Raw genomic sequence first — 25,020 nt, forward strand, 5'->3', positions numbered from 1 at the left:
CGTCTGCCGTGTGTTCGTCATGCCCCACGGACGAGGCCGGGCGCCGGCGCGTGAGGTGGCGTGACCCGCGTCACATCCCGCCGACGGCGGTGAGCTTCTCCGGGTTGCTGACCAGGTGGATCTCCCGGGCGCGCCCGTCCACCAGGTGCAGCACGATGACCGCCACCGGGGTCTCGGCGGAGTAGATGACCGCGCCGGGTCCGCCGTTGACCTCCGCGATTACCACGCGCGGCGACTCCGGCATGCGTCCGGCGAACGTGACCAGCGCCCGCGCCACCAGCTCGATGCCGTCGATCGCCCTGCGCGGCGCGGGGGCCAGGCCGCCACCGTCGCAGACCAGCCGGACGTCGGGCGCGAGGACGGCCATCAGGGCGGTCAGGTCGCCACCGGTGCTGGCCGCCAGGAACGACTCGGTGACCTTGCGCCGGGTCGCCCGGTCGGTGTCGTAGCGCCGGCGGCGTCCGCTCACGTGCTCGCGCGCCCGGGCCGCCGTCTGGCGTACCGACTCCGGGCTCCGGTCGACGATGCCGGCGATCTCGTTGTGCGAATAGCCGAACGCCTCGTGCAGCACGAAGACCGCCCGCTCCAGCGGCGACAACGACTCCAGGACGAGCAGCATGGCCAGCGACACCGACTCGGACCGGGCCACGTCGTCGGCGACGTCGGGCGCGGTGAGCACCGGCTCGGGCAGCCACGGCCCGACGTACGACTCGCGCCGGGCGGCCGCGCTGCGCAGCCGGTCGATGGCCAGCCGGGTGGTCACCCGGACCAGGTAGCCCTCCGGGTCCTCGACCCGTTCGAGGTCGACACCGCTCCAGCGCAGCCAGGCGTCCTGCACCACGTCCTCGGCGTCGCTGGCCCGGCCCAGCACCCGGTAGGCGACGGCTACCAGGAGCGGGCGGTGCTCGGCGAACACCGTGTCGTGCGGCATCGGCCCAGGATACGAAGACGCCGTGCCGCCCGTGACCCGCCAACCGGCCGCGCCGGGCATCGGCGACCGCCGACCGGCCGGCGACCGGCGACCGGCGACCGGCGACCGGCGACCGGCGACCGACCAGGGTCGCTCAGCCGGCGGCGCGGCGGGCGCGGGCCCGGCGCTTGCCCTCGTGCATGGCCTGGACCCGGGCGACCGGGATGGTGTGGCCCTCGGCGACCAGGTCCGCCGGGAGCGGCTGCGGCGCCGGCAGTTGCTCGGCCCACGGGTCGCGGTCGGCGACCAGGCCGGGCACCGTGCGGATGGTGAAGTCGGCCGGGGTGACGTCGCCCAGGTCGGCCCAGCCGACCGGGTACGACACCGGCACCCCCGGCCGCAGCCGCGGGCTGTACGCGGCCACCACCGTCGCCCCGCCGGCGCGGGTGGAGTCCACGAAGACCTTGCCGCCCCGGTCCTCGCGGATGAAGGCGGTGGTGGCCAGCGCCGGGTCGAGCCGTTCGGCGCGGGCCGCCACGGCCCGGGTCGCCGCGGCCATGTCCACCGCGGACGCGCCGGCCCGCACCGGCACGAAGACGTGCACCCCCTTGGCCCCGCTGGTCTTGACCGCCCCGGCGAGCCCGCAGTCGGCGAGCGCCTGCCGGACCAGCCGGGCGGCGGCCACCGCCAGGGCGAACGAGTCCCCCTCCGGCGGGTCGAGGTCGAGCACCAGGCGCGTGGGCCGGTGCAGGTCGGCCACGGTGGCCAGGGTGGGGTGGTACTCGATCGCCCGCTGGTTGGCGAACCAGAGCAGGGTACGGCGATCGTCGCAGAGCGCGTACGAGACCTCGCGGTGCGACGCCTCGGCCCACACCGAGGTGCGGCGCACCCAGTCCGGGGTGTACTTCGGCAGGTTCTTCTGCATGAACGGCGCCTGCCCGCGCAGCGCCCGGATCACCGACAGCGGGCGGTCCCGCAGCTGCGGCAGCAGCCGGTCGCGGACCGCGTCGAGGTAGTCGACCAGATCCCGCTTGGTCGCGTCGGCCCCGTCGAACAGCGCCTGGTCCAGATTGGTCAGCGCCACCCCGGCCCGGTTCTCGTCAGCCCCGCTCATCAGCTCACCTTCCCGGCCCGGCGCCCGGCGGTCAACCAGACGCGGCGGGGCGGGTCACCCGAACGGGTCCGCGCCGGCCCGCACCGCCGCCAGCAGTTCGGCGGTACGCGCCGCGACGGCCGCGTGCAGGTGGTGGCCGTAGCTCACCCGGGCCACCCCGAGCGCGGCCAGCCCGGCCGGCGCCGCGGTACCCGGACCGGCGAGCACGTTCACCGGCCCGCCCACCGCGTCGACGAAGCTGCGCACCTCGGCGGGCTCGGCGAGCCGGATCGGGTAGACGCAGTCCGCGCCGGCGGCCAGGTAACGCCGGCCCCGGCGGACCGCCTCGGCCAACCGTTCGGCCGGATCCCCGGCCGGCTGGAGGAAGACGTCCACCCGGGCGTTGAGCACCACCGGCACCCCCGCCGCGTCCGCCGCGGCCCGCACCTCGGCCAGCAGGTCGGCCTGCGCGCCGACGTCGACCAGCACCCCGGTACGCGGGTCGGAGTCCTCCAGGTTCAGCCCCACCGCGCCGGCGGCGAGCAGCCGCTCGACCAGTTCGGCCGGGCGTAGCCCGTACCCCCGCTCCAGGTCGGCGGTGACCGGGACGGCGACCGCCCGGGCGATCCGGGCGACCGCGGCGAACAGCTCGTCGACCGGGGTGGTCTCGCCGTCGGTGTGGCCGAGCGACTCGGCGACGGCGGCGCTGCTGGTCGCCACGGCCGGGAAACCGGCGGCGGCCACGGCCCGGGCCGAGCCGGCGTCCCAGGCGTTGGGCAGGATCAGCGGGTCACCGGGGCGGTGCAGCGCGCGCAGCGCCGCCGCCCGACCCGTCGGGGTGGCGGTCATGCGCCGATTCTCGACCCGTCGGCGGCCCGCTCTAAGCTCCAATTCCGTGCCGATGGACTGGGCCGCTTTCGGGGTCGACCTGCACCTGGAGCTGGACGCGACGGCCGGCCGCCGGGCCGGGCTGGAACGCGCGCTCCGGGAGGCGATCCGGGACGGGCGGCTGGCCCCGGCCACCCGGCTGCCCGCCACCCGCGCCCTCGCCGCCGAGCTGGGCCTGTCCCGGGGCACGGTCAGCGCGGCGTACGACCAACTGGTCGCCGAGGGCTGGCTGGTGGCCCGGGTGGGCGCCGGCACCGAGGTGAGCCCGCTGCTGCGCGCCGCGCCCCCGCCGGCCGCCGCGGCGCCGGGCCCGGCCGCGCCCCGCCACGACCTGCGCCCGGGCAGCCCCGACGTGGCCGCCTTCCCGGTGACCGCCTGGCTGCGCGCGACCCGGCGGGCGCTGGCCGCCGCCCCGGCAACCGCCTACGGCTACGGCGACCCACGCGGGCGGATCGAGCTGCGCAGCGCGCTCGCCGGCTACCTGGGCCGGGCCCGGGGGGTGCTGGCCGACCCCGACCGGATCGTCGTCACCACCGGGTACGTGCAGGCGCTGGCGTTGCTGGTCGGCGTGCTGCGCGACGCGGGCCGGCCGGTGCTGGCGATGGAGGACCCGGGGCTCGCCTTCCACCGGGAGGTGGCCCGCCGGCACGGCGGCACGGTGCTGCCGCTGCCGGTCGACGACCGCGGCGCCCGCACCGACCTGCTCGGCGCCGGCGAGCTGGCCGGGGTGGCCGCCGCGGTGGTCACCCCGGCCCACCAGTACCCGACCGGGGTGACCCTGGCGCCCGAGCGCCGGCACGCGCTGACCCGCTGGGCGCGGGACCGGGACGCGCTGGTGGTCGAGGACGACTACGACGGCGAGTTCCGCTACGACCGGCAGCCGGTGGGTGCGGTGCAGGGCACCGCACCCGAGCAGGTGGCCTATGTGGGCACCGCCGCCAAGACCCTCGGGCCGGCGCTGCGGCTGGCCTGGCTGGTGCTGCCCGCCCGGCTGGTCGAGCCGGTGGTGGAGGCGAAGCGGCACCTGGACCTGCACTCGGAGACGATCGGCCAGCTGGCGCTCGCCGACCTGATCACCGGTCACGGCTACGACCGGCAGATCCGGGCGGTCCGCCGGCACTACCGCCGCCGCCGCGACCTGCTGCTCGACCGGCTCGCCGGCGGGCGGTACCGGGTGGGTGGCGTCTCCGCCGGCCTGCACGCGCTGCTGCACCTGCCGCCGGACGGCCCCGGCGAGGCGGAACTGCTGGCCGAGGCGGCGCGGCACGGGCTGGCCCTGGGCGGCCTGGCCGCCCACCGGCACCGCCCGGGGAGCTACCCACCGGGCCTGGTGGTCGGCTACGCCACCCCGCCCGGCCACGCCTACTCCGCCGCCCTCGACGCGCTGCTCTCCGTCCTGCACGCCGCCGAGCCGAGCTGATCCCGCGCCCCAGTCCCCCGCGATCTTGCACTTGCGGTCCTCAGTTAGCGACCTTCGTCCGAGATGCCGGGGCGCGAAGTGCAAGATCGCGGGGGTCCGCCGGGTCCGGGCCGGGCCGCGGCGGCGGGGTGGGTCGGCGGGTCAGGGTGGCGACCGCGACCAGGAGGGCGGCGGTGACCAGGGCGGCGGCCACGCCGAAGGCGGTCCGGTAGCCCGCCGCCAGGGCGGCGGTCTCGGCCCAGCCGGCGGAGCGCAGGCCGTCGGTACGGGTGGCGGCCAGGGTGGCGAGCGCGGCCAACCCGAGCGCGCCGCCGACCTGCTGGGTGGTGTTGACCAGCCCCGACGCGAGGCCGGCGTCGGCCTCGGCGGCGCCGGCCATGGCCAGCGTGGTCACCGCCGGCAGGGTCAGCCCGCCGGCGGCGCCGAAGACCAGCAGCGCGGGGAGCACGTCGACCGGGTAGCTGCCGTCGACCGGCAGCCGGGACAGCAGCAGGAACCCGACCACGGCGAGCGCCAGCCCGGTGAGCAGCACGGCCCGGGCGCCGAACCGGGCCATCAGCCGGCCGGCGAGGCCGAGCGAGACCACCGCGATCATCACCGGGGTGGGCAGGAAGGCCAGCCCGGTGGCGGACGCGTCCAAACCGAGCACCAGCTGGAGGTCCAGGGCGAGCAGGAACTGGAAGCCGAAGAACGCGGCGACCATGAGGAACTGGACAGTGTTCGCGGCGACCAGGTCGGGCGCGCGGAGCAGCCGGGGCGGCAGCAAGGGGGTGGCGGTCGTCCGCTGCCGGAGCGCGAAGCCGCCGAGCAGGGCGGCGGCGAGCCCGGCCGCGCCGAGCGTGCGGGCCGAGGTCCAGCCGTGCTCGCCGGTGCCGACGATCGCCAGCACGGCGGCCATCAGCCCGGCGGTGACCAGCACCGCGCCGAGCAGGTCCAGGCCGGCGCGCAGCCCGACGCCCCGGTCCGGCGCGATCCGGCGCACCGCGGCGACCAGGATGACCAGGCCGATCGGCAGGTTGATCAGGAAGATCGCGGGCCAGCCGGCGAGGTCGGTGAGCACGCCGCCGGCCAGCATGCCGATCGAGGAGCCGGCGGCCCCGGTGAAGCTGAACACCGCGATCGCCCGGGCCCGCTCGGCCGGCTCGGGAAAGAGCCGGACGATCATGCCGAGGCTCACCGCCATGGTGAGCGCCCCGCCCACCCCCTGGGCGAAGCGGGCGGCGACCAGCACCGCCGGCCCGGTCGCCACCGCGCAGAGCAGCGAGGCCAGGGTGAACAGCGCCACGCCGGCGAGGAAGACCTGCCGGCGGCCGAGCAGGTCGCCGAGCCGCCCGGCGAGCAGCAGCAGTCCGCCGAAGGCGACCAGGTAGGCGTTGACCACCCAGGCCAGCCCGGTGGCGGTGAAGCCGAGGTCGCGCTGGATCGCGGGAAGCGCCACCGCGACGATGCTGCCGTCCAGGATGATCATGAGGCTGCCGGCGCAGAGCACCAGCAGCGCCGGCCAGCGGGACGGGACGGGACGGGTCATCGGGATCCCCCTAGGTGCATGGTTTGTTACCGATGCCATCCTCTGTGACTATGAGGCGGAGCGTAAGGAGGCACTTTGATGTCCCAGGGGAACAGCGATGTGTCCGTGAGCGACGACCTCGGCCAGGCGTGCGCCGCCGGCGCCGAACCGTTCACCCCCGGGCAGGCCAGGGCGTGCACCGTCCGTGAGGTGCTCGACCGGGTGGGCGGCAAGTGGAGCATCGGCATCCTGGTCGCGGCCTCCCAGGGCCCGGTGCGCTTCACCGAGCTGGAGCGCTGCGTGGAGGGGATCAGCCGGCGGATGCTCACGCTGACCCTGCGCAACCTGGAGCGGGACGGGCTGCTGCACCGCCGGGTGTACCCGACGGTGCCGCCGAAGGTGGAGTACACCGCCACCCCGATGGCCCTGGAGCTCTACGAGTCGCTGGTCAGCCTCACCAGCTGGGCCGAGCGGCACCGCACGGCGATCGCCGAGGCGCGGGCGGCGTACGACCGGGAGCACGGCGCCCCGAGCTGAGCCGGCGGCGACGGGCGGGCCGGTGCGGTGGCGAGCCGAACCGGCGGCCTGTGGCGAACGCCACCGGATCGATCTGACCGATCGGTCAGCATCTGACCGATCGGTCAGGCATGCTGGTTCGGGGGGTGACCGGCATGGCGCGGGTGGTACCGGAGACGCGGGACGAGATCCTGGCCGCGGCGGCGCGGCGGTTCGCGGTCAGCGGCTACCGGGGCACCTCGCTACAGGACATCGCCGGCGAGGTCGGCTGCTCCAAGGCGGCCGTGCTCTACCACTTCGCCAACAAGGACGCCATCCTCACCGAGCTGATGGCTCCGGCGATCGGGGTGCTCCAGGCGCTCGACGAGCGGATCGCCGCGCACAGCGGCGCGGCCGCCCAGCGGGTGGCCGGCGAGGGCTTCGTCGATCTCGCGGTCCGGTTCCGGCGCGAGATCGCCCTGCTCCGGGGGGAGTTCCCGGAGCTGCTCCAGCAGCCGGCCTTCGCGCACATCCAGCGGATCTCGGAGCGGCTGATCGAGGCGCTCGCCGGGCACCCGGAGCGCCCCGCCGCCCGGATCGCGGCGCTGGTGGTGCTCGCCGGCATCTCCGAGGCGTGCGGCGAGTTCGCCGACATCCCCGACGAGGAACTGCGCCCGGCGCTGCTGGCGCTCGTCCGGCGGGCGTTGGAGCCCGTCGACTGACTCGTTCCCAACCATCCACGAGACGAGGACAAGGAACTCATGGCCACCCTGCTCTACCGGCTCGGTCGGGGCTCGATGCGCCGGCGGCGACTCGTCGCGGCGATCTGGCTCGTCGTGCTCGTCGGTCTCGGCCTGGCCGCCGGGACCCTGCGCGGCCCGATCGCCGACAACTTCACCATGCCCGGCACGGAATCCCAGCAGGCCCTCGACCTGCTCGCCGAGCAGTTTCCGGCGGCCAGCGGCGCGACCGGCACCATCGCCGTCAAGGCGCCGGCCGACGGCGCGCTCGGCAGCCCACAGGGGCAGGCCGTGGTGAAGGAGCTCACCCAGGAGGCCGCGACGCTGCCCGGCGTGGTCGGCGCCGTCGACCCGTTCCAGGTCGGGGCGGTCTCCCCCGACGGCCGGTACGCGCTGGTCCAGGTGCAGTTCGCCACCGGCGCCGACGAGGTGACCGACGCCCAGCGCGACGCGTACGAGAAGGTCGGCGAGCGGGTCGAGGCCCAGGGCTGGGAGGTCGCGCCCGGCGGCGAGGTGCTCAGCAGCGTGCCGGAGGTCGGCTCGACCGAGGCGATCGGTGTGGCGGTCGCCGCGATCGTCCTGGTGGTCACGTTCGGCTCGCTGGTGGCGGCCGGGATGACGATGCTCAACGCGCTGATCGGCGTGGGCGTCGGCATGGCCGGCCTCTTCGCCATCAGCAGCGTGGTCGACCTGAGCAGCACCGCCCCGATCCTCGCCCTGATGCTCGGCCTCGCGGTCGGCATCGACTACTCGCTCTTCATCACCTCGCGCTACCGGCAGAACCTGATCGAGGGGCTGCCACCGGACGAGGCGGTGGGCCGCGCGGTGGGCACCGCCGGATCGGCCGTGCTCTTCGCCGGCGCCACCGTGGTCATCGCGCTGGCCGGCCTGGCCGTGGTGAACATCCCGTTCCTGACCGTCATGGGTCTGGCCGCCGCCGCCACGGTCACCGTCGCCGTGCTGGTCGCGATCACTCTCCAGCCCGCCCTGCTCGGCTTCGCCGGCCCCCGGGTGCTGCCCCGCAAGCTGCGCGCCGCGGTGTCGGCCGGGGAGCGGGCGGACGACGCCGGGACCCGGACGGACGCCCTCGCCGGGGCCGCCGAGGACCGGTCCGGCTTCGGCTTCCGCTGGGCGCGCGCCGTGACCCGGTTCCGGGTGCCGGTGATCCTGGTCGGGCTGCTCGGGCTGGGCCTGCTCGCGCTGCCCACGCCGGACATGCGGCTGGCCCTGCCCGACGCGGGCACCGCGCCGGCCGGCTCGCCCGCCCGGACGTCGAACGACCTGATCACCGAGGGCTTCGGGCCGGGGTTCACCGGCCGGCTCGCGGTGGTGGTCGCCGGGGACGACCAGCAGGCCACGTCGGCCGCGATCCCGCAGGTCACCGCGCTGCTCCAGCGCACCGACAACGTCCTCGCGGTGGCCCCGCCGCAGCTCAGCCCGGACGGCCGCACCGCACTGCTCGGCGTGGTGCCGAAGACGGGACCGACCGACGAGGCCACCGAGACCCTGGTCAACGACGTACGCGGCTCGGTGGGCGAGTTCCGTGACGTGGACGTGCTGCTGACCGGCGCGACCGCCATCGGCATCGACGTCTCCGAGAAACTCTCCGACGCCCTGCCGGTCTACCTGCTGCTGGTGGTCGGGCTCTCGGTGCTGCTGCTGATGCTCGTCTTCCGTTCACTGCTGGTGCCGGTCAAGGCCGCGCTGGGCTTCCTGCTCACGGTGGCCGCCACGTTCGGCATCACGGTGGCGGTGTTCCAGCAGGGTCACCTCGCCGACCTGGTCGGCCTGGACACGCCCGGTCCGCTGGTCAGCTTCCTGCCGATCCTGCTGATCGGCATCCTGTTCGGCCTGGCGATGGACTACGAGGTCTTCCTGGTCTCCCGGATGCGGGAGGACTTCGTGCACGGCGACACCGCGCAGCAGGCCACCATCAACGGGATGGGGCACGGGGCCCGGGTGGTCACCGCCGCCGCGCTCATCATGATCTCGGTCTTCGGTGGCTTCGTGTTCCTCGACGACCCGGTGATCAAGTCGATGGGCTTCGCGCTCGCGGTGGGAGTGGCCATCGACGCGTTCGTGGTGCGGATGACCATCGTGCCCGCGGTGATGTCCCTGCTCGGCCGGGGCGCCTGGTGGCTGCCGCGCTGGCTGGACCGGGCCCTGCCGAACGTGGACATCGAGGGCGAGGGCCTGCGCGCCCACCTGGCCGAGCCCGCCCCGGCCGCCCCCCGCGGCTGACCCCGCGCGGCCCCGCGCCGCCACCCTGGAAATGGCCACTCTTTCGCCGAGAGAGTGGCCATTTCGCACCCCGAAGCCACTGATTCGGTGAATCCGCGGCGCGCGGCCGAGTGCTGCCCGGGACGCGGCGGCGTGGGGCCGGCGGTCGGCACGGGCGCGGGGTGAGGGCGGCGGGGGGTCAGCCGCGGGCCGCGCGTTCCAGGTCGGCCGGGGTGCCGGCCATGATGGTCCGGGCGTGCCGGGCCACCTGCTCCACCGGCCAGTCCCACCAGGCCAGGTCGAGCAGCCGCCGTACGTCGTCCGCGTCGAAGCGCCGCCGGATCAGCCGCGCCGGGTTCCCGCCGACCACCGTGTACGGCTCGACGTCGGCGGTCACCACCGAGCCGGCCGCGATGATCGCCCCGTCGCCGATCCGCACGCCCGGCATCACCAGGCAGCCGTAGCCGAACCAGACGTCGTTGCCGACCACCGTGTCGCCCCGGCTCGGCATGCCCATGGCGAGATCCAGCGTGGCGTCCCGCCAGGCGCCCTCGAACATGGCGAACGGGAAGGTGGAGACCCCGACCGTCGGGTGGGCGCCGCCGGCCATCAGGAACCGGGTGCCGGCGGCGATGGCGCAGTACCGCCCGATGACCAGCCGCTCCGGCCCGTACGCGTAGAGCACGTTGGTGCGCTCGAAGTCGTCCGGGCCGGCGGGGTCGTCGTAGTAGGTGAACTCCCCCACCTCGATGGTCGGCGAGGTGACCACGGGCTTGAGGAAGGCGACCCGGTCGAAGCCGGGCAGCGGGTGGCGGGTCATCGGGTCCGGGATGGCGGCGGTCATGCGACTCCTCTCCGCGCGGGGCGCGGCGTGTACGTAAACGCAACTCTGGTTGCGATAACATCAGCATGCCACCGTCCGCGTCGTAATGCAACTGGAGTTGCTTTTGCCTGCCGACCACGCCGATCACACCGACCACGCCGATCACACCGACCACGCCGAGCACGCCGAGCATGCCGAGCACGGGGATCGCTCTGATCGCGCCACCCGCCCCGGCGGCCGTACCGCCCGGGTCCGGGCCGCCGTCCGCGCGGCGACCCTGGCGGAACTGGGTGAGAAGGGCTACCAGGGGCTGACCGTCGAGGCGGTCGCCGAACGGTCCGGGGTCCACAAGACCACCGTCTACCGGCGGTGGGGCAACGTGGAGGGGCTGATCGCCGACGCCCTGGAGCTGGCCAGCGGCGAACCGTGGCCGGTGCCGGACACCGGCGCCCTCGACACCGACCTGCGGGCGCTCACCCGGGAGGTGCTGGCCGGCTTCACCGACCCGGAGAGCGGGCCGGTCGCCACCGCCTTCGTCTCGGCGGCGGTGCAGAACCCGGCCGCCGCGCGCGCCCTGCACGCCTTCTTCGCCGCCCGGCACGAACAGTCCGCGCCGGTGGTGCGGCGCGCGATGGCGCGGGGCGAACTGCCCGCCGACACCGATCCCGCCGAGGTGGTCCGGGTGGCCGTCGCCCCGCTCTACTACCGGCTCTTCGTCAGCGGCGAGCCGGTCGACGCGGCGGTGGCCGACCGGGCCGCCGACGCCGCGCTGGCCGCCGCCCGGGCCGGCGCGCTGCGCGCCGCGCCCCCGCCGGCCGGATCGTCCGCCGGGTAGCCGCCGGAGGTGGGGTCCGCCCGGTCAGACGCCGGCCGGATAGGTCTCCATCTCGCCCGGCGCGCTCAGCGCGGGCAACGGGTGCAGGGCGGTCGCCTCGTCGCACCAGATGAACGCGTCGTACCGCTGGCCCAGCCGGGTCGGCACGTAGTTGCCCCACGACTCGAAGGACGGGTCGTAGACCACCCCGATCGCCCGGTGGTCCACCGAGTCGGTGACCCAGCCGGGCTGGTCGTCCCCGCCGAAGACCAGCACCGCCCGCTCCGGCAGCAGCTCGTGCAGCCGCCGCTCGATCGATCCGGCGCGGGCCGGCGGCACCACCATCGCCTCGGCCGGCGAGCCCCAGCGGGGCGCGGCGACCACGGTGCCCCGGTAGCTGCCGAAGCCGACCAGCACCACCGCGTCGGCGCCGTGCCGCTCCCGGCCCAGCTGGCCGATGTTGACCATCCCGTCGGCGGCCATGTCGGTGGCCCGGGCGTCGCCGACGTGGGTGTTGTGCGCCCAGACGATGCCCCGGGCGTCCGGACCGTAGCGCTCCAGCAGCCGGTCCAGGGTGTCCGCCATGTGGATGTCCCGGATGTTCCAGGACTCCGGGCCGCCGGCGACCATCGCCCGGTAGTAGCGCTCGGCGCCGGCCATCACCTCGGCGTTCTGCCAGGCCGAGAAGCTGTCCGCGCCGTCCGTGGCGGCCTGCTCCCGGGTCCGCGCGAGCAGCCGCACCACCTCGTCCTCGCACCGGGCGGAGACGAACCGGCTGGCCGCCCCGTACTCCTCGACCCGCTTGCCGTACGGCTCGAAGCAGCGGTACGCGTCCTGCGCCGCCTCCAGCGACGCCGGGTCCTCCTCGCCCAGGTAGTCGAAGATCGCCTGCATCGACTCCCACAGGCTGTAGACGTCCAGGCCGTGGAAGCCGGCCCGGGCCGGCTCGGGGCGCTCCAGGTTCCACGCCCGCAGCCACCGGCAGAAGCGGGCCACCTCGGCGTTCGCCCACATCCAGGTCGGCCAGCGCTCGAAGCGATCCAGCGCGGCCACCGGCTCGGCGGCGCCGCCCGGCGCGCCGGTGACCGAACGGTGCACCCGGTCGCAGTCCGGCCAGTCCCCCTCCACGGCCACGAAGGAGAACCCGCACTCGGCGATCAACCGCCGGGTGAGCTGCTCACGGAGCCGGTAGTAGTCGTAACTGCCGTGGGTCGCCTCGCCGATCATCACTATCCGGGCGTCCCGGACGCGTTCCAGCAACGGGTCGAAGTCGCTCGGTGCGCCGAGCCGCTGAACCAGCATGTGAGCGGCTACCCGGCGGGTCGGGCGGGCAAACCGCCCGGCCAGCCGCCCGGCCGGTGGTGTGTCGGGCCCCTGGCCGGGTAGGCGGCGGACATGACCGTCACCGGGGTGCAGTTGCAGGAGTACCTGGCCGGGCTCGACTACCCGGTCTCCCGCGAGGACCTGGTCCGCTGGGGTCAGGAGAACGGGGCCAGTACCGAGATGCTCCAGATGCTGCGGGCGCTGCCGGCGGAGCAGTTCGACGACCCGGCCGAGCTCAGCGAGGCGCTGAACACGCTGGCCTGACGCCGGCCGGCCCCACGACGTGCCCGTGGGGCCGGCCGGGGTCGCCGGTCAGCGCGCGTGCAGCAGGCGGAACAGCACCAGCCACTGCTCCGGCCAGACGTGCCCGACCGGGGTGGCCGGGTCGAGCCGGGTCGCGCGCAGCGCCGCGGCCAGCCGGGCCCGCGGGTGGTGCCGCGCCAGCGAGGCCGCGAGCGAGCCGCCGACGCCGTCGAACCCGGTCTCCACCATCCGGCGGTACGCGGGCAGCGCGGCCGGGGCCAGCAGCGGTTCGGGCCGCCGCTCCAGCCGCAGGATGCCGGCGTCCACCCGCGGTACCGGGCGGAACGCGGTGCGCGGCACCCGCCCCGCCAGCCGCCACCCGAACTCGGGCCAGGTGAGCACCGTGAGCCGGGTCCACCGGCCGTAGTCGCCGCTGCGCCGCCGGGCGTACTCCAGCTGGGTGAGCAGCGTCGCCGCGCGCAGCCGGGGCGCGGCCAGGCACCAGCGGACCACCGCCGAGGTGAGCGACCAGGGGATGTTGCCGACCACGTCGAACGGCTCCGGCGGCGGGTCGGTGGCCAGGAAGTCGGCCTGCCGGTGGGTCACGCCGGGCAGGGCCGCACAGACCGCTGCCAGTTCCGCGCCGGCGACCGGATCCACCTCGTACGCGATCAGGTGCCGGCAGCGGGCGGCCAGCGGCCGGGTCAGTTGGCCCCGACCCGCGCCCACCTCCAGCACGAGCCGGTCGGGGTCGGGGCGGGCCGCCCGGACCAGCCGGGCGATCACGGCCGGGTCGGCGAGGAAGTTCTGGGAGAGCACGCGACGGGACCGGTCGCGTTCGGTTGCTCGGGTACGGCGGGGCGCCACGGGTCGTCGTCCTGTCTGTCGCCGGTCGGCGACGGTACGGACAGGCGGGCACGCGAGAGCGGAGCCTGTCCGGTCGGTCGGGGACTCGGACGGCCCTGGTGCGGTGACGCGGGACGGTTCGGCGCGGACAGCAGCGCTCCCGGACCCTGCCGGGGAAGGCGGTCACCCCGCCGCGTGGAGCGGGAGGTGGTCACCCCGAGCGGCACCCGACGGCGCGGGTAGCTCCCGGGTGGGTGCCGGAGCGTGCGGAGGATCGATCAGGCGCGGGTCGCGTCCCGGCCGGCCAGGGCCGGACGCCGGACTCGCGGACGGGCCGACAGCAACGGCCCGAAGGCGGCCGGCGCACCGACCCCCTCGATCAGCGCATGCGTACACATGCCCGCCACCCTAACCCCCACACCCGCCCACCCCGCGACCCATTTCCCCCCGTTGATCATGAAGTTGTTGACCCGACACGCCGGGGCGGTCGACAACAACATCATGATCAACGGAGTGGTTCGCGGGTCAGGCGGGGACGGTTACGGTGCAGGAGTTGCGGCGGGCGGTTTCGGCGGCGGTGAGGACGGCGACCACGTCGCGGCCGAAGCGGACGTCGCAGCGGTGGTCCCGGGTGCCCGCCTCGATCTCCTCCAGCAGCTGGTCGATAGCCACCCCGTACGCCTCCACCGCGCTCCCCTGCCCGGGCGGCAGCGTCTCGATGCCGTTCTCGCCGTAGAAGACGAACTCGCGGGTGATCGCCTCGGCCGGCCCCTCCAGGGTGAGCGAGACGGTGCTGGTGGCCCCGCCCGCGTGGGTCAGCAGCAGGTGCACGATCCCGCTCGGGCCGTCGGCGGCCGCCACCCGGTCCACCCGGCCCAGCACCGGCAGCAGGATCGACAGCGCGTGCGGCCCGATGTCCCACAGCGCGCCGTGCTCCCGCCGCCACAGCGACTCCCCGTACGGGCTGCCGGGCTGGTAGATCGAGGCGAACATGGTGGCCCGGGCGTGCTGCCAGCCGCCGGCCGCGGCGGTCGAGGCGAGGAACGCCGTCACGTTCGGGTGGTAGCGCTGGGTGAAGAACACCACCGAGGCCACCCCGGACTGCTGGGCGGCCTCGACCACCCGGTCGGCGTCGGCCAGGGTGAGCGCGAGCGGCTTGTCCAGCAGCAGGTGCCGGCCGGCGGCGGCGGCCCGCGCCGCGATGCCGGCCTGCACGTCCGGCGGCAGGGCGACGGCGATCGCGTCGCAGGCGTCGATCAGCGCGTCGACGTCGTCGAAGGCGGGCACCCCGAAGCGGTTCGCCAGGGTGGCGGCGTTCTCCGGGTTGCGCCCCCAGACCCCGGCGAGGGTGGCCTTCGGGTGCGCGTCGAGCGCCGCGGCGTGCGTCTCCGCCGCCCAGTGACCGGTGCCGAACAAGCCGAACCGCAGCACGAGAACCCCCGGTGTCGTCGCCGGCCGCGGCGAGCCCCGCGGCCCTGGTCCACGCTAGTCGCCGCGCCCACCGCCCGCCCCCTCGACACCCACGACGGGCGACCGGGGCGGCAGTCAGTACTACACGGGTTAGTAGGCTGTCCCGGTGACCGAATCGAGCACCCGCCGATGACCGCCGCCGCGGCCGGCTCGCCGGTGGACGGGATCCTCGCCACCGCCGCCATCGTGCTGTCGCTGCTCGTCGCGGCCTGGGCCCTGGTCGCGACGCTGCGGCACCGCGCGCCGGACCGCGTACAGCTGATCGGGCTGGCCGTGCTGGAGGTGGCGCTGCTCGCGCTGACGGTGGTGGCGCTGGTCGCGCTCGGCGGCGGGGACCGGCCCGGCGAGCCCGGCGCGTTCGCCGGCTACCTGGTGACGCTGGTCTGCCTGCCGCCGCTGGCCTGGGTGCTGGCCCGGATGGAGCCGACCCGCTGGGGGTCGGCGATCGTCTGCGCGGTCTGTCTGGTCACGCCGGTCGTGGTGGTCCGGCTCCAGCAGACCTGGGAGGTGCTCGGTGGGTGAGGCGCGCACCGCGACCCGCAACCGCACCAACACCGGCCCCGGCCGGTTGCTGATCGCCGTCTACCTGCTCTTCGCGATCGCCGCGACCAGCCGCGCCGGGTTGCAGATCGCCACGAAGTTCGGCGAGGCGCCGGTGGCGTACCTGCTCTCCGCGCTGGCCGCGCTGGTCTACATCGTGGCGGCGGTCGGGCTGGCCCGGGCCGGCGCCGCCGGCCGGCGGCTGGCGCTGGCCTGCTGCTCGGTGGAGCTGGTCGGGGTGGTCGGTGTCGGCGTGCTCAGCCTGGTCGACCCGGAGCTCTTTCCCGACGAGACGGTCTGGTCGCAGTTCGGCAGCGGCTACGGCTACATCCCGCTGGTGCTCCCGGTGCTCGGCCTGCTCTGGCTCTGGCGCACCCGCCACGACCCCGCCTGACCATCAAGGAAGGCCCAATGGCCACGCTCCGCCGGGGAGCGTGGCCATTCGTGGCATCCGGGGGGTCAGTCCTTGGGACCGCCGGCGACGTAGATGACCTGGCCGGAGACGAAGGACGCGCCCTCGCTGGCCAGGAACGAGATGGTGTGCGCGACGTCCTCCGGCCGGCCGGTGCGGCGCACCGGGATCTCGGCGGCGGCGTGCTGCTGGAGCGCCTCGAAGTCCACCTTCATCCGGGCCGCGGTGGCCGCGGTCATGTCGGTGACGATGAAGCCGGGCGCGACCGCGTTGACGGTCACCCCGAACGGGCCCAGCTCGATGGCGAGGGTCTTGGTGAAGCCCTGCAGGCCGGCCTTGGCCGCGGAGTAGTTCGCCTGCCCCCGGTTGCCCAGCGCCGAGGTGCTGGAGAGGTTGACGATCCGGCCCCACCTGCGGTCGACCATGTGCTTCTGGGCGGCCTGGCTGAACAGGAACGCGCCGCGCAGGTGCACGCCCATGACCGTGTCCCAGTCGCCGTCGGTCATCTTGAACAGCAGGTTGTCGCGGAGCACGCCGGCGTTGTTGACCAGCACGGTCGGCGCGCCCAGCTCGGCGGCGACCCGCTCGACGGCCGCCTCGACCTGCGCCCGGTCGGCCACGTCGGCGCCCACGCCGAGCGCGCGGCCACCGGCGGCGGCGATGGCGTCCACGGTCTCCTTCGTCGCCGACTCCTCGATGTCGACCACGGCGACCGCCATCCCGTCGGCGGCCAGCCGGCGCGCGGTGGCCGCGCCGATACCGCGCGCGGCTCCGGTGACGATGGCGACGCGGGGCTCCTCCGACATGATTACCTCCCGGTAACTTGGGCTCGATCGAAGGAGCTTAACCCAGGCGTACGCGGGCCGGCCCCGACCCGTTCGGCCGGGCCCGGCCCGCCGTCAGAGACCCCGGCCGCGGCACAGCCGGATCCAGCGGTAGCCGTAGCCGGCCAGCTTGAGCCGGTCGAGCTTGCCCACCGGCTGGTAGTTGCGGTCGGCGAGCACGTCGATCGGCAGGTCCGCCTCCGCGGCCAGCATGCCGAGGTCCACCTCGGCGTCGGCGGTGCCGAGGTTGTGCAGGAAGACCATCGTCCCGGTCGGGCCGTCGGCCCGGTGCGCCAGCACCCCGGGCGGCATCGGCACGTCGATGTGGGTGGTCGAGCCGGAGCCGACCTCCGGGGCCTCCCGGAGCGTACGGATCATGCGCTCGAACCAGGCCAGCAGCGACTTCGGGTCGCTGCGCTGGGCGGTCACGTTGACCTGGTCGTAGCGGTAGTCGCCCTTGTCGATCACCGGGCGGACCAGCTTCTCCGGGTCGGCGGTGGAGAACCCGGCGTTCGGCTGGTACGACCACTGCATCGGGGTGCGAATCGCCTCCCGGCCGGGCAGCGAGAGGTCCTCCCCCATGCCGATCTCCTCGCCGTAGCGCAGCACCGGCGTGCCGCGCAGCGAGAACTGGAGCGAGTACGCCAACTCGATCCGGCGGCGGTCGTTGCCGAGCATCGGGGCGAGCCGGCGGCGGATGCCCCGGTCGTAGATGCGCATGTTCTCGTCCGGTCCGAACTCGGCGTACACCTGGTTGCGCTGCTCGGCGGTGAGCCGGGAGAGGTCGATCTCGTCGTGGTTGCGCAGGAAGGTGGCCCACTGCCCGCCCTCCGGCAGGGCCGGGGTGTCCCGCAGCGCCTCGATGATCGGTTCCGGGTCCTGCCGGGCCAGGGCCAGCATCAGCCGGCCGTTGAGCATGAAGTCGAAGAGCATGTGCAGCCGGTTCGCCGAGCCGCCGGCGTCGCCGAAGAAGGTCGGCAGCTGGTCGGGTTCGACGTTCGCCTCGGCCAGCAGGACGGCGTCGCCGCGCCGCCACTGCACGTGCTGGCGCAGCTCGGTGAGGAACTCGAAGTCCTTCGGCGAGTTCGGGTTGCCCGGCTCGGTCAGCTCGATGATGAACGGCACCGCGTCCATCCGGAACCCGGAGACGCCGAGCTGGAGCCAGAACGACATGATCTTCTTGACCTCCTCGCGCACCCGCGGGTTGGCGAAGTTGAGGTCCGGCTGGAACTTGTAGAACCGGTGGTAGTACCAGGCCTTGGCGGTCTTGTCGTAGGTCCAGGTCTCGTTCTGCTCGCCGGGGAAGACCATGCCCTGGTGGCGGTCGTCCGGCTCGTGCTCGGACCAGACGAACCAGTCCCGGTACGGCGAGTCCGGCGAGGATCGGGCGGACTGGAACCACGGGTGCTGGTCCGAGGTGTGGTTCACCACCAGGTCGATGATCACGCGGATGCCCCGGTTCTGCGCCTGGTGCAGCAGCTCGGCGAAGTCGCCGAGGGTGCCGAACCGGGGATCCACGTTGTAGAAGTCGGTGGCGTCGTAGCCGTCGTCGCGGTTGGGCGACGGGTGGATCGGGTGCAGCCACAGGCAGGTCACGCCCAGCCGGGCCAGGTAGTCCAGCCGGCCGAGCAGCCCCCGGATGTCGCCGACGCCGTCGCCGTCGGAGTCCGCGTACGTGTCGATGTCGAGGCAGTAGACGACCGCCTCGGAGTACCACCGGTCAGCCATGCCCGACTACCTTCTCCGATCCGTCCACCCGGCAAACCCCGGCGGCCCCGCACCGCGCCCCGCCCGGCGGTACGGTGCCGGTCATGGACTCCACCCCCGTCCCGGTCGACTGGTCCACCGGGGACTGGCTGAACCCGCCCGTCCGGTCCACCGAGGAGCCGGGCGGCGACCTGGTCGTCGAGCCGGCCGAGGGCAGCGACCTGTGGCGGCACACCAGCTACGGCTTCGTGCACGACGACGCCCCGGCGCTGCTCGCCCCGTTCCCCGCCGGCAGCGCGGTGGAGGTGAGCTTCCGGCTCGACTACACCGAACAGTTCGACCAGGCGGGCGTGCTGGTCCGGGTGGACGAGCGGACCTGGGTCAAGGCCGGGGTGGAGGTCAGCGACGGCCAGCCGCAGGTCGGCGCGGTGGTGACCCGGGAGTTCTCGGACTGGTCGGTCGCCCCGGTGCCGGAGTGGGTCGGGCGGGAGATCACCGTCCGGGCCAGCCGGGTCGACGACGCGCTGACCGTCCGGGCCCGGACGGGCGGGCAGCCGTGGCGGCTGGTCCGGCTCGCCCCGCTGGCGCCGGAGGCGGCGGCGACGGCCGGGCCGTACTGCTGCGCGCCGACCCGGGCCGGGCTGCGGGTCCGGTTCACCGGCTGGCGCCGGGGCCCGGCGGACGCCGCGCTGCACCCGGAGTGAAACCGGCGGTGGTGGGCGCGGTCACGGTGAGGTGTGACCGCCGGGGCATCGGGTAGAGATACCGGATCCCCCTTCCCGGCCGGCGGAAAGGATCCTCATGGCACTCGCCGAGAACGTCGACCCGACCCGACTCGGCGGGCTCACCGGCTGGGTGGCGGGGGTGATCGACGCGGCCGGTGCCCTCGGGGTGGCCCTGCTGGTCGCCCTGGAGAGCATCATCCCGCCGATCCCGAGCGAGATCGTCCTGGCGATGGCCGGCTACCTGGCCGGCGAAGGCCGGTTCAACGTCGTGCTGGTGGTGCTCGCCGCCACCGCCGGCTCGCTGCTCGGCGCGCTCGTCCTGTACTGGCTGGGCGCGGGGGTCGGCGAGGACCGGCTCAAGCGCTGGCTGGACCGGCTGCCCCTGGTCGACCTGGACGACCTGGAGAAGGCGGACCGCTGGTTCGAGCGGCACGGCCGGTGGGCGGTGTTCTTCGGCCGGATGGTGCCGGTGGTCCGCAGCCTGGTCTCCATCCCCGCCGGGGCCAACCGGATGCCGCTGACCGAGTTCGTCGTGCTCACCACGCTGGGCAGCGGCATCTGGAACTCGCTCTTCGTCGGGCTCGGCTTCGCGCTGGGCTCCCGCTGGCAGCAGGTCGAGAAGTACAGCAACTGGTTCGACTACGGCATCATCGCCGTCTTCGTGGTCATGATCGCCTGGTGGGTGGTGAAGAAGACCCGGCGTCGCCGCTCCCGCCGGCACCCCGCCGACGCCACCCGCTGAACCCATCGGGCGCGCTGCCCCGCGACCGGAGACCGGCCGCGGGGCAGCGCTCCCGCGTGCTCCGGGTCAGGGCAGCGTGTCGAGGTGTGGGGCGACGGTACGGGCGAAGGCGTTGTTGTTGGTCACGTCCCAGTTGACCGACCAGGTCATCGCGCCACGCAGGCCGGGGTAGGTGCGCGGCGGGCGGAAGCTGCCGCAGTTGGTGCCCCGGGTCAGGCAGTCCAGCGCGGCGTTGACCACGCTCGGCGCGACCACTCCCCCGCCGGCCGCGCCCGGGCCGGCCGGCAGGCCCAGGCCCACCTGGTCCGGGCGCAGCCCGGCCTCCAACTGGATGCAGGCCAGCGCGACGATGAAGTTCACCGTGCCCTGGGCGTACGCGGCGTTGTTGTCGCAGCCGAGCATCGCCCCGGAGTTGTAGAACTGGGTGTTGACCACGGTGAGGATGTCCTTGATGTCCAGCGCCAGCTTGAAGTAGCTGGCGCCGGGCGACTGCATGTCGATGGTCTGCGGGGCCATCGCGATGATCAGGTTGGCGCCGACCCGTGACCGCAGCGAGCGCAGCGCCTGGGCCATGTAGGTCGGATTGAGGCCGTTCTCCAGGTCGATGTCGACCCCGTCGAAGCCGTAGCGCTGGATCAGCGCGTACACCGAGTTGCTGAAGGCGACCGCGGAGGCGGCGTCGTTGACCGCGACGCGGCCGGTCTCGCCGCCGACCGAAATGATCACCTTCTTGCCCCGGCTCTGCAGCGTGCGCACGTCGGCGGAGAAGTCGGCGTCGGTGTAGCCGCCGAGCGCCGCCGACAGCCCCGGGTCGACCGCGAAGGTGACCGCGCCGGGCGTGGCGGTGGCCTCGGCGAAGGCGACCGCGACCACGTCGTACTCGGCGGGCACGTCGCGCAGCCGCAGCTCGACCGCCGGGTTGTCGAAGTTGTGCCAGTAGCCGGTGAGGATGTGCTTCGGCAGGCCGGTGGTCGGCGGCGGCGTGGTCGGGGGCGGGGTCGTCGGCGGCGGGGTGGTCGGCGGCGGGGTGGTGGTCGGCGGCGGGGTGGTCGGGGTGCCGCCGCCGCAGGGCGCGCCGTTGAGCAGGCAGTTGGTCGGGGCGCCGGGGCCGCTGCCCAGGAAGCCGAAGGAGACCGAGGCGCCGGGCGCGATGCTGCCGTTCCAGGACCGGTTGGTGAACGTGTGGCGCTGGCCGGAGGAGGTCAGCAGGGCGTCCCAGTAGCTGCCGAGGGTGGTGCCGGCCGGCAGGTCGAAGCTGACGCTCCAGCCGTTGACGGTGGAGCCGCCGCCGTTGGTGATGGTGTACTTCCCCTCCCAGCCCGACCCCCAGTCGGACGTCTTCACGAAGCTCGCGGTGGCCCCGGCGGCGAACGCCGGCAACGCGACCCACACCGCCCCCACCGCCACGGTCAGCGCGGTGACCAGCGACAAGACCAGAGCTCTGGAACGTTTCACGGCATCCTCCACACCCGGGCGACATCAACAGCCATCAACGTTGGCGCTTATTATTAAGACTGTTAACTGTTCTTGTCCAGAGTGGGCGCCGCCCGGATCCAGGCCGTGGTGTCGGAGAGACAGCGACGATGATCGGTCCGCACGGTCGCTCGCACTACCACGACAGGCGTCACGGGGAGGGCCCGGGTGCCGGCCCTCCCCGTGACGGTGCGAGCGTGCGGTCAGGAGGTGGCTGCCACCTCGAACGAGTACCAGTTTCCGTATTCGCTCCAGGTGCCGTCGGCTTTGACCGCGTACACGGTCAACGTCACCCACCCGCTGACGGTCGGCGTCCAGGTGATCGTCGCGCGACCGTCGGCACCCGCGTCGATCTCGATCAGTTCCTCGCCATCGACGAAGCTGTACCGGTAGGCGGCGGTGTCCGTCCAGCCCGGCGGCGGGGAGAGGGTGAAGGTTCCCTCGACACCCACGCCACCGACCGGCGAGCCGTCGGGCGTCGGAACGTAGACGTCCGACTCCACTCCCGGCTCCGGGGAGAAGTAAGTCGACCACTCCGCCGCGGGAGACACGAAGCCGTTGCCGCTGCGGCTGCGCACCTTCACCCAGTGCCCATTCGTGTTGGTGGCGCTGAAGCTGAAGAGCACAGTGCCGTCCTCCTCCGCCTGCCTTGTCTCCGGCTGGCCGTTGTCCAGGGTGACCTCGTACTCACGGACGTCCGTGACGCCGTTCGCCGGGAGGAACCTGAGCACCACCTCCTGGCCCCACTGCGGCTCGCCGTTCTCGACCCGCACCTCGGGCGCAGACCACGGGAGCAGCGTCTCGAAGACGATCGGCGCCGAGACGTTGCCGGCAAGGTCGATCGAGCGCACGGTCAACCGCTGCGGTCCGGCGCCCGCGGGATTGAGCTGCACGGTCGCGGACCCGCCTGGGGCGTCCGCCCTGACCGTGTTCGGCAAGCTGAACGGGTCACGGCAGACCCACTGGCCGACCTCGCCGCTGGCTCCACAGACGTTGACGCCGAGGCCGTTCCACGAGTACTGGAAGCCGGCCACGTCCTTGTTCCCATTGCCGGAGAAGGTGAAGATGCCCGACACGCCGGGCGGCGCCCACTGGCCGGTGTTCGCCGGCGGATAGTTGGCCGACGTGACGGTGGGCTCCGTGGGACTGGTGTCATCGAAGGTGAAGAAGCACTTCTTCGACCAGGACGAGAAATCCGCGCCGTCGCCGACCCGGGCCTGCCAGGCGTACGACTCGCCGTCGACCAGCGTGCCCTCTGGCAGGTTGACCGTGTTGACGCGGCCCGACATGCCGTGTTCCTTGGTGAAGACCTGACGGCTCTCTGGCATGCCCTTCGGCCAGATCGCGAACTCGGTGGTGAGGCGCCGCTCGTCGTCGGCGTCGGCATCGGTGCCAAGGGCCTGGAGCACGTTCCCGAACCCGCCGAGGCGAGGGTACGGGCGGAGTTGGGTGCACGGGAACCCACCGTTGTACAGGTGATCGTTGTCGACCCTCGGCACGGTGTTGTACCGGGTCGTCAGGCCGACGCTGCGGTACCAGTTGAGCCGACGCCCGTAGGCGGGGTCGGCCTCATGCTGCTCCGGCACTCGGATCTCGAAGGTGATCCGGCGTTGTTTGTGCGCCACCGCGTCCTGCACCGCCGCACTCACGTCGAACGAAATGCTCGCCTTCGGGCACCACTCAGGAGTGAGTGTCTCGTCCAGCTTCGTACGCGGTGCCGGCGACCGGTTCCAGGTGGGCGTCGTGCTCACCGGGTCGGTCCGCCAGATCTCGATCGCCCGCTTTCCGCAGTCGGCGGCGCTGTACTCCTCGATGAAGACCGTGCCGCCGTAGATCTTCCGTCCCTCGTACGCCGATAGGTCGAAGGTGGCGTAGACCCGCGAGGTGTGGCTCACGCCCTCGTCATCCACCCATGTGCCCAGCGGCATGTGGGTCTCGTCGTTCCAGCCGTACGCAGTCTTCGGGGTCGCCGAGTCGGTCCACCCGATCTGCACCGACGGAGTTCCGTCGTAGTGGGGGGCCGCGGCGACACGGCCGCTGGTCGACACGACGGCGAGCCCGGTGACGCCGAGCGTCAGTGCGAGCGCGCCGATGAGGCCACGACGTGGCCTGGTTCTGATCACAGTGGTTTATCCTCCCCGTGCCCGTCCGCGCCTTCCGGCCGGACGATCATGGGCATCAAACCGTTCACGTACGACGACCGACAACGGCCGTTCAGCCATCCGCGCTACACCCAACCGGGTCATCAATGGCTTGCACGTGTTGGCGCCAACGGAGCCCGATGCCGCGGAGACCACGGGACCGGGCACCCGGCACGAGCCTGGCCGTCGAGCCGCGCCAAGAACACCGGGCCGGGCCCCATGCCATGGGCCCGGCCCGGTGCGGCTCAGCGGCGGAAGGTGAACCAGTTGACGTTGACGAAGTCGTTCGGCTGGCCGCTGCTGAACGTCAGGTAGACGGTGTGCCGGCCGGTGACCCCGGCGACGTTGCCGGGGACCGAGCGCCAGCTCTGCCAGCCGCCGGTGTTGGCGATCGCGAAGCTGCCGATCGGCGGGCTGGTCGGGCTGTCCACCCGGACCTCCACCAGGCCGCTCACCCCGGCGCCCGCGCCGGAGGCGACCCGGGCCAGGAAGTCGCGGGGCGGGGTGGCGCCGAACTCGACGTCGTCGAAGCGCACCCAGTCGCCGGTGCGCAGCGCGCCGATGTTCTGCCCGCCCTCGGCGCAGGCCTCGACGATGACGCCGTTCTGGGCGTTGAACGACTCCGCCTGAATGGTCGCGTACGCGTCCCGCGTCCCGCCCGGCGGCGGGGTGGTCGGCGGCGGGGTGCCGCCACCACCGCGGCTGTAGACGGCGACGTAGTCGACCAGCATCGGCCGGCCCGGGACGGTGGCCGCCGTCGGCGTGGCGGAACCCGCCACCCCGTTCGGGAACGCGCCCCCCATTGCCACGTTGAGCAGCAGGAAGTAGCCGGCGTGGCTGGTCATCTGCGACCAGTACGGCTCGCCGACCCGGGACTGGCTCACCGTGTGGTAGAGCTGCCCGTCGACGTACCAGCGCAGCTGCTGCGGGCTGACCGAGGCGTCCCACTCGAACCGGTAGGTGTGGAACGCGGACTGGCAGGTGCTGCCGGGGCAGGCCCGGGACGCGCCGATGCCGTTGAACTCGTCGCACGGCCCGCCCGGGGCGACGCCGCAGTGCAGCACCCCCCACACCGAGTTGATGCCGTTGACGTTCTCCATCACGTCGAACTCGCCGATCCCGGGCCAGTTCTGGTAGTTGCCGCGGTAGGGCGAGCCGAGCGCCCAGAACGCCGGCCAGTAGCCGGCCGCCTGCGCCCCGGTCACGTTGGGCATCTGGATCCGGCCCTCGATGGCGAGCACGCCGCCGGAGGGCGGCTTGAAGTTGCTGCGGACGGTCTCGATCCGCGCGGAGGTCCACCGGCCGGAGCCGTCCCGCAACGGGGTGATCCGCAGGTTGCCGCCGCCGTCGTGGCTGACGTTGGCGGTGCTGTTGGTGTACGTCTGGATCTCACCGGTGCCCCAGTTGGGCGGCCCGCCGGGGTAGCTGGTGCCGGTGTCGATGATCCAGTTGCTGGCGGACGGCAGCGTGCCGGCCGCGCCGGTGAAGTCGTCGCTCCACACCAGACTCCAGCCCGAGGGCGGTGGCGGCACCGCGGCGTTCGCGGTCACGGTGACCCCGGCCAGGACGGTGGTGGTGGCGGTGAGCAGGGCCAACGCCAGCGGGAGCCGGCGTCGTGCGGGCAGGGCGGCAGGAGCCGCCGGGGCAGGTCGCATGGGCGTGCC

Annotated in this window: 23 protein-coding genes; 10 read left to right on the forward strand and 13 right to left on the reverse strand. The window is 73.8% G+C overall.

The genetic code is table 11. The features are described from left to right. Window positions 1-70 precede the first annotated feature (70 nt). From sigJ to SM577_RS12750, 3 genes are all read right to left on the reverse strand, one after another. Window positions 71-931, reverse strand: coding sequence for an RNA polymerase sigma factor SigJ (gene sigJ, locus SM577_RS12740; protein ID WP_474586950.1), 861 nt, complete (start codon window positions 929-931; stop codon window positions 71-73). Between the two features lie 133 nt (window positions 932-1,064). Continuing rightward, entirely contained in the window at window positions 1,065-2,024 is a 960-nt protein-coding gene (ligD, locus tag SM577_RS12745; protein ID WP_474586951.1) for a non-homologous end-joining DNA ligase, read from the reverse strand. Window positions 2,025-2,078: 54 nt separating this feature from the next. Continuing rightward, window positions 2,079-2,852: an isocitrate lyase/PEP mutase family protein gene (locus SM577_RS12750; protein ID WP_302919245.1), complete on the reverse strand. Its 774-nt coding sequence runs from the start codon at window positions 2,850-2,852 to the stop codon at window positions 2,079-2,081. A gap of 52 nt (window positions 2,853-2,904) precedes the next feature. On the opposite strand from SM577_RS12750, the gene pdxR reads away from it, so the two are divergent. Next, window positions 2,905-4,311 carry a MocR-like pyridoxine biosynthesis transcription factor PdxR gene (gene pdxR, locus SM577_RS12755; protein ID WP_474586952.1) on the forward strand — a complete coding sequence of 469 codons (1,407 nt, stop codon included), beginning with the start codon at window positions 2,905-2,907 and terminating at the stop codon, window positions 4,309-4,311. A gap of 40 nt (window positions 4,312-4,351) precedes the next feature. Here pdxR and SM577_RS12760 read toward each other — a convergent pair whose 3' ends face one another. Continuing rightward, window positions 4,352-5,839, reverse strand: coding sequence for an MFS transporter (locus tag SM577_RS12760; RefSeq protein ID WP_474586953.1), 1,488 nt, complete (start codon window positions 5,837-5,839; stop codon window positions 4,352-4,354). 78 nt (window positions 5,840-5,917) lie between these two features. Between SM577_RS12760 and SM577_RS12765 the strand changes: the two genes are divergently transcribed. The 3 genes from SM577_RS12765 to SM577_RS12775 all read left to right on the forward strand — a co-directional run bounded on the left by SM577_RS12765 (window position 5,918) and on the right by SM577_RS12775 (window position 9,294). Continuing rightward, complete coding sequence (locus SM577_RS12765; protein WP_474586954.1) at window positions 5,918-6,355, forward strand: winged helix-turn-helix transcriptional regulator; 438 nt, start codon at window positions 5,918-5,920, stop codon at window positions 6,353-6,355. A gap of 134 nt (window positions 6,356-6,489) precedes the next feature. Further along, entirely contained in the window at window positions 6,490-7,035 is a 546-nt protein-coding gene (locus SM577_RS12770; RefSeq protein WP_474586955.1) for a TetR/AcrR family transcriptional regulator, read from the forward strand. 39 nt (window positions 7,036-7,074) lie between these two features. Continuing rightward, window positions 7,075-9,294: an MMPL family transporter gene (locus SM577_RS12775; protein ID WP_474579585.1), complete on the forward strand. Its 2,220-nt coding sequence runs from the start codon at window positions 7,075-7,077 to the stop codon at window positions 9,292-9,294. A 178-nt stretch (window positions 9,295-9,472) separates the two neighbouring features. Here the strand turns inward: SM577_RS12775 and SM577_RS12780 are convergent, their stop codons facing one another. Next, window positions 9,473-10,117, reverse strand: coding sequence for a CatB-related O-acetyltransferase (locus tag SM577_RS12780; RefSeq protein ID WP_302919250.1), 645 nt, complete (start codon window positions 10,115-10,117; stop codon window positions 9,473-9,475). 85 nt (window positions 10,118-10,202) lie between these two features. On the opposite strand from SM577_RS12780, the gene SM577_RS12785 reads away from it, so the two are divergent. Beyond that, window positions 10,203-10,931 (forward strand): TetR/AcrR family transcriptional regulator, encoded by a 729-nt coding sequence (locus tag SM577_RS12785; protein ID WP_474586956.1) that lies wholly within the window; start codon window positions 10,203-10,205, stop codon window positions 10,929-10,931. Between the two features lie 24 nt (window positions 10,932-10,955). Here the strand turns inward: SM577_RS12785 and SM577_RS12790 are convergent, their stop codons facing one another. Next, window positions 10,956-12,212: an erythromycin esterase family protein gene (locus tag SM577_RS12790; protein WP_302919252.1), complete on the reverse strand. Its 1,257-nt coding sequence runs from the start codon at window positions 12,210-12,212 to the stop codon at window positions 10,956-10,958. A gap of 93 nt (window positions 12,213-12,305) precedes the next feature. Between SM577_RS12790 and SM577_RS12795 the strand changes: the two genes are divergently transcribed. Beyond that, entirely contained in the window at window positions 12,306-12,497 is a 192-nt protein-coding gene (locus SM577_RS12795; RefSeq protein WP_302919253.1) for a DUF2795 domain-containing protein, read from the forward strand. 48 nt (window positions 12,498-12,545) lie between these two features. On the opposite strand, the gene erm is transcribed toward SM577_RS12795, so the two are convergent. Both erm and SM577_RS12805 read right to left on the reverse strand, forming a co-directional pair. Further along, window positions 12,546-13,343 carry an ErmE/ErmH/ErmO/ErmR family 23S rRNA (adenine(2058)-N(6))-methyltransferase gene (gene erm / locus SM577_RS12800; protein ID WP_474586957.1) on the reverse strand — a complete coding sequence of 266 codons (798 nt, stop codon included), beginning with the start codon at window positions 13,341-13,343 and terminating at the stop codon, window positions 12,546-12,548. A gap of 504 nt (window positions 13,344-13,847) precedes the next feature. Next, window positions 13,848-14,753 carry a Gfo/Idh/MocA family protein gene (locus tag SM577_RS12805; RefSeq protein ID WP_474586958.1) on the reverse strand — a complete coding sequence of 302 codons (906 nt, stop codon included), beginning with the start codon at window positions 14,751-14,753 and terminating at the stop codon, window positions 13,848-13,850. Between the two features lie 168 nt (window positions 14,754-14,921). Between SM577_RS12805 and SM577_RS12810 the strand changes: the two genes are divergently transcribed. Both SM577_RS12810 and SM577_RS12815 read left to right on the forward strand, forming a co-directional pair. Next, a complete protein-coding gene (locus tag SM577_RS12810; RefSeq protein ID WP_474586959.1) occupies window positions 14,922-15,314 on the forward strand; it encodes a hypothetical protein in 393 nt (130 codons plus the stop codon). After that, complete coding sequence (locus SM577_RS12815; protein ID WP_302919257.1) at window positions 15,307-15,726, forward strand: hypothetical protein; 420 nt, start codon at window positions 15,307-15,309, stop codon at window positions 15,724-15,726. Before SM577_RS12810 ends, SM577_RS12815 begins: the two co-directional genes overlap by 8 nt. A 65-nt stretch (window positions 15,727-15,791) precedes the next feature. Here SM577_RS12815 and fabG read toward each other — a convergent pair whose 3' ends face one another. Further along, complete coding sequence (fabG, locus tag SM577_RS12820; protein WP_474586960.1) at window positions 15,792-16,550, reverse strand: 3-oxoacyl-ACP reductase FabG; 759 nt, start codon at window positions 16,548-16,550, stop codon at window positions 15,792-15,794. Window positions 16,551-16,643: 93 nt separating this feature from the next. After that, window positions 16,644-18,296: an alpha-amylase family protein gene (locus SM577_RS12825; protein WP_302919259.1), complete on the reverse strand. Its 1,653-nt coding sequence runs from the start codon at window positions 18,294-18,296 to the stop codon at window positions 16,644-16,646. Between the two features lie 83 nt (window positions 18,297-18,379). Between SM577_RS12825 and SM577_RS12830 the strand changes: the two genes are divergently transcribed. After that, on the forward strand, window positions 18,380-18,979 hold the full coding sequence (locus tag SM577_RS12830) for a DUF1349 domain-containing protein (RefSeq protein WP_474586961.1): 600 nt from the start codon (window positions 18,380-18,382) through the stop codon (window positions 18,977-18,979). A gap of 97 nt (window positions 18,980-19,076) precedes the next feature. Beyond that, window positions 19,077-19,742: a DedA family protein gene (locus SM577_RS12835; RefSeq protein ID WP_474579579.1), complete on the forward strand. Its 666-nt coding sequence runs from the start codon at window positions 19,077-19,079 to the stop codon at window positions 19,740-19,742. A 66-nt stretch (window positions 19,743-19,808) separates the two neighbouring features. Here SM577_RS12835 and SM577_RS12840 read toward each other — a convergent pair whose 3' ends face one another. The 3 genes from SM577_RS12840 to SM577_RS12850 all read right to left on the reverse strand — a co-directional run bounded on the left by SM577_RS12840 (window position 19,809) and on the right by SM577_RS12850 (window position 25,011). After that, entirely contained in the window at window positions 19,809-21,197 is a 1,389-nt protein-coding gene (locus SM577_RS12840) for a chitinase (protein WP_474586962.1), read from the reverse strand. Window positions 21,198-21,418: 221 nt separating this feature from the next. Beyond that, entirely contained in the window at window positions 21,419-23,338 is a 1,920-nt protein-coding gene (locus SM577_RS12845; RefSeq protein WP_474586963.1) for a CBM96 family carbohydrate-binding protein, read from the reverse strand. 263 nt (window positions 23,339-23,601) lie between these two features. Further along, window positions 23,602-25,011 (reverse strand): carbohydrate-binding protein, encoded by a 1,410-nt coding sequence (locus SM577_RS12850; protein WP_474586964.1) that lies wholly within the window; start codon window positions 25,009-25,011, stop codon window positions 23,602-23,604. Between the last annotated feature and the right edge of the window lie 9 nt (window positions 25,012-25,020).

The sequence above is a fragment of the Micromonospora desertarenae genome, from assembly GCF_056150265.1.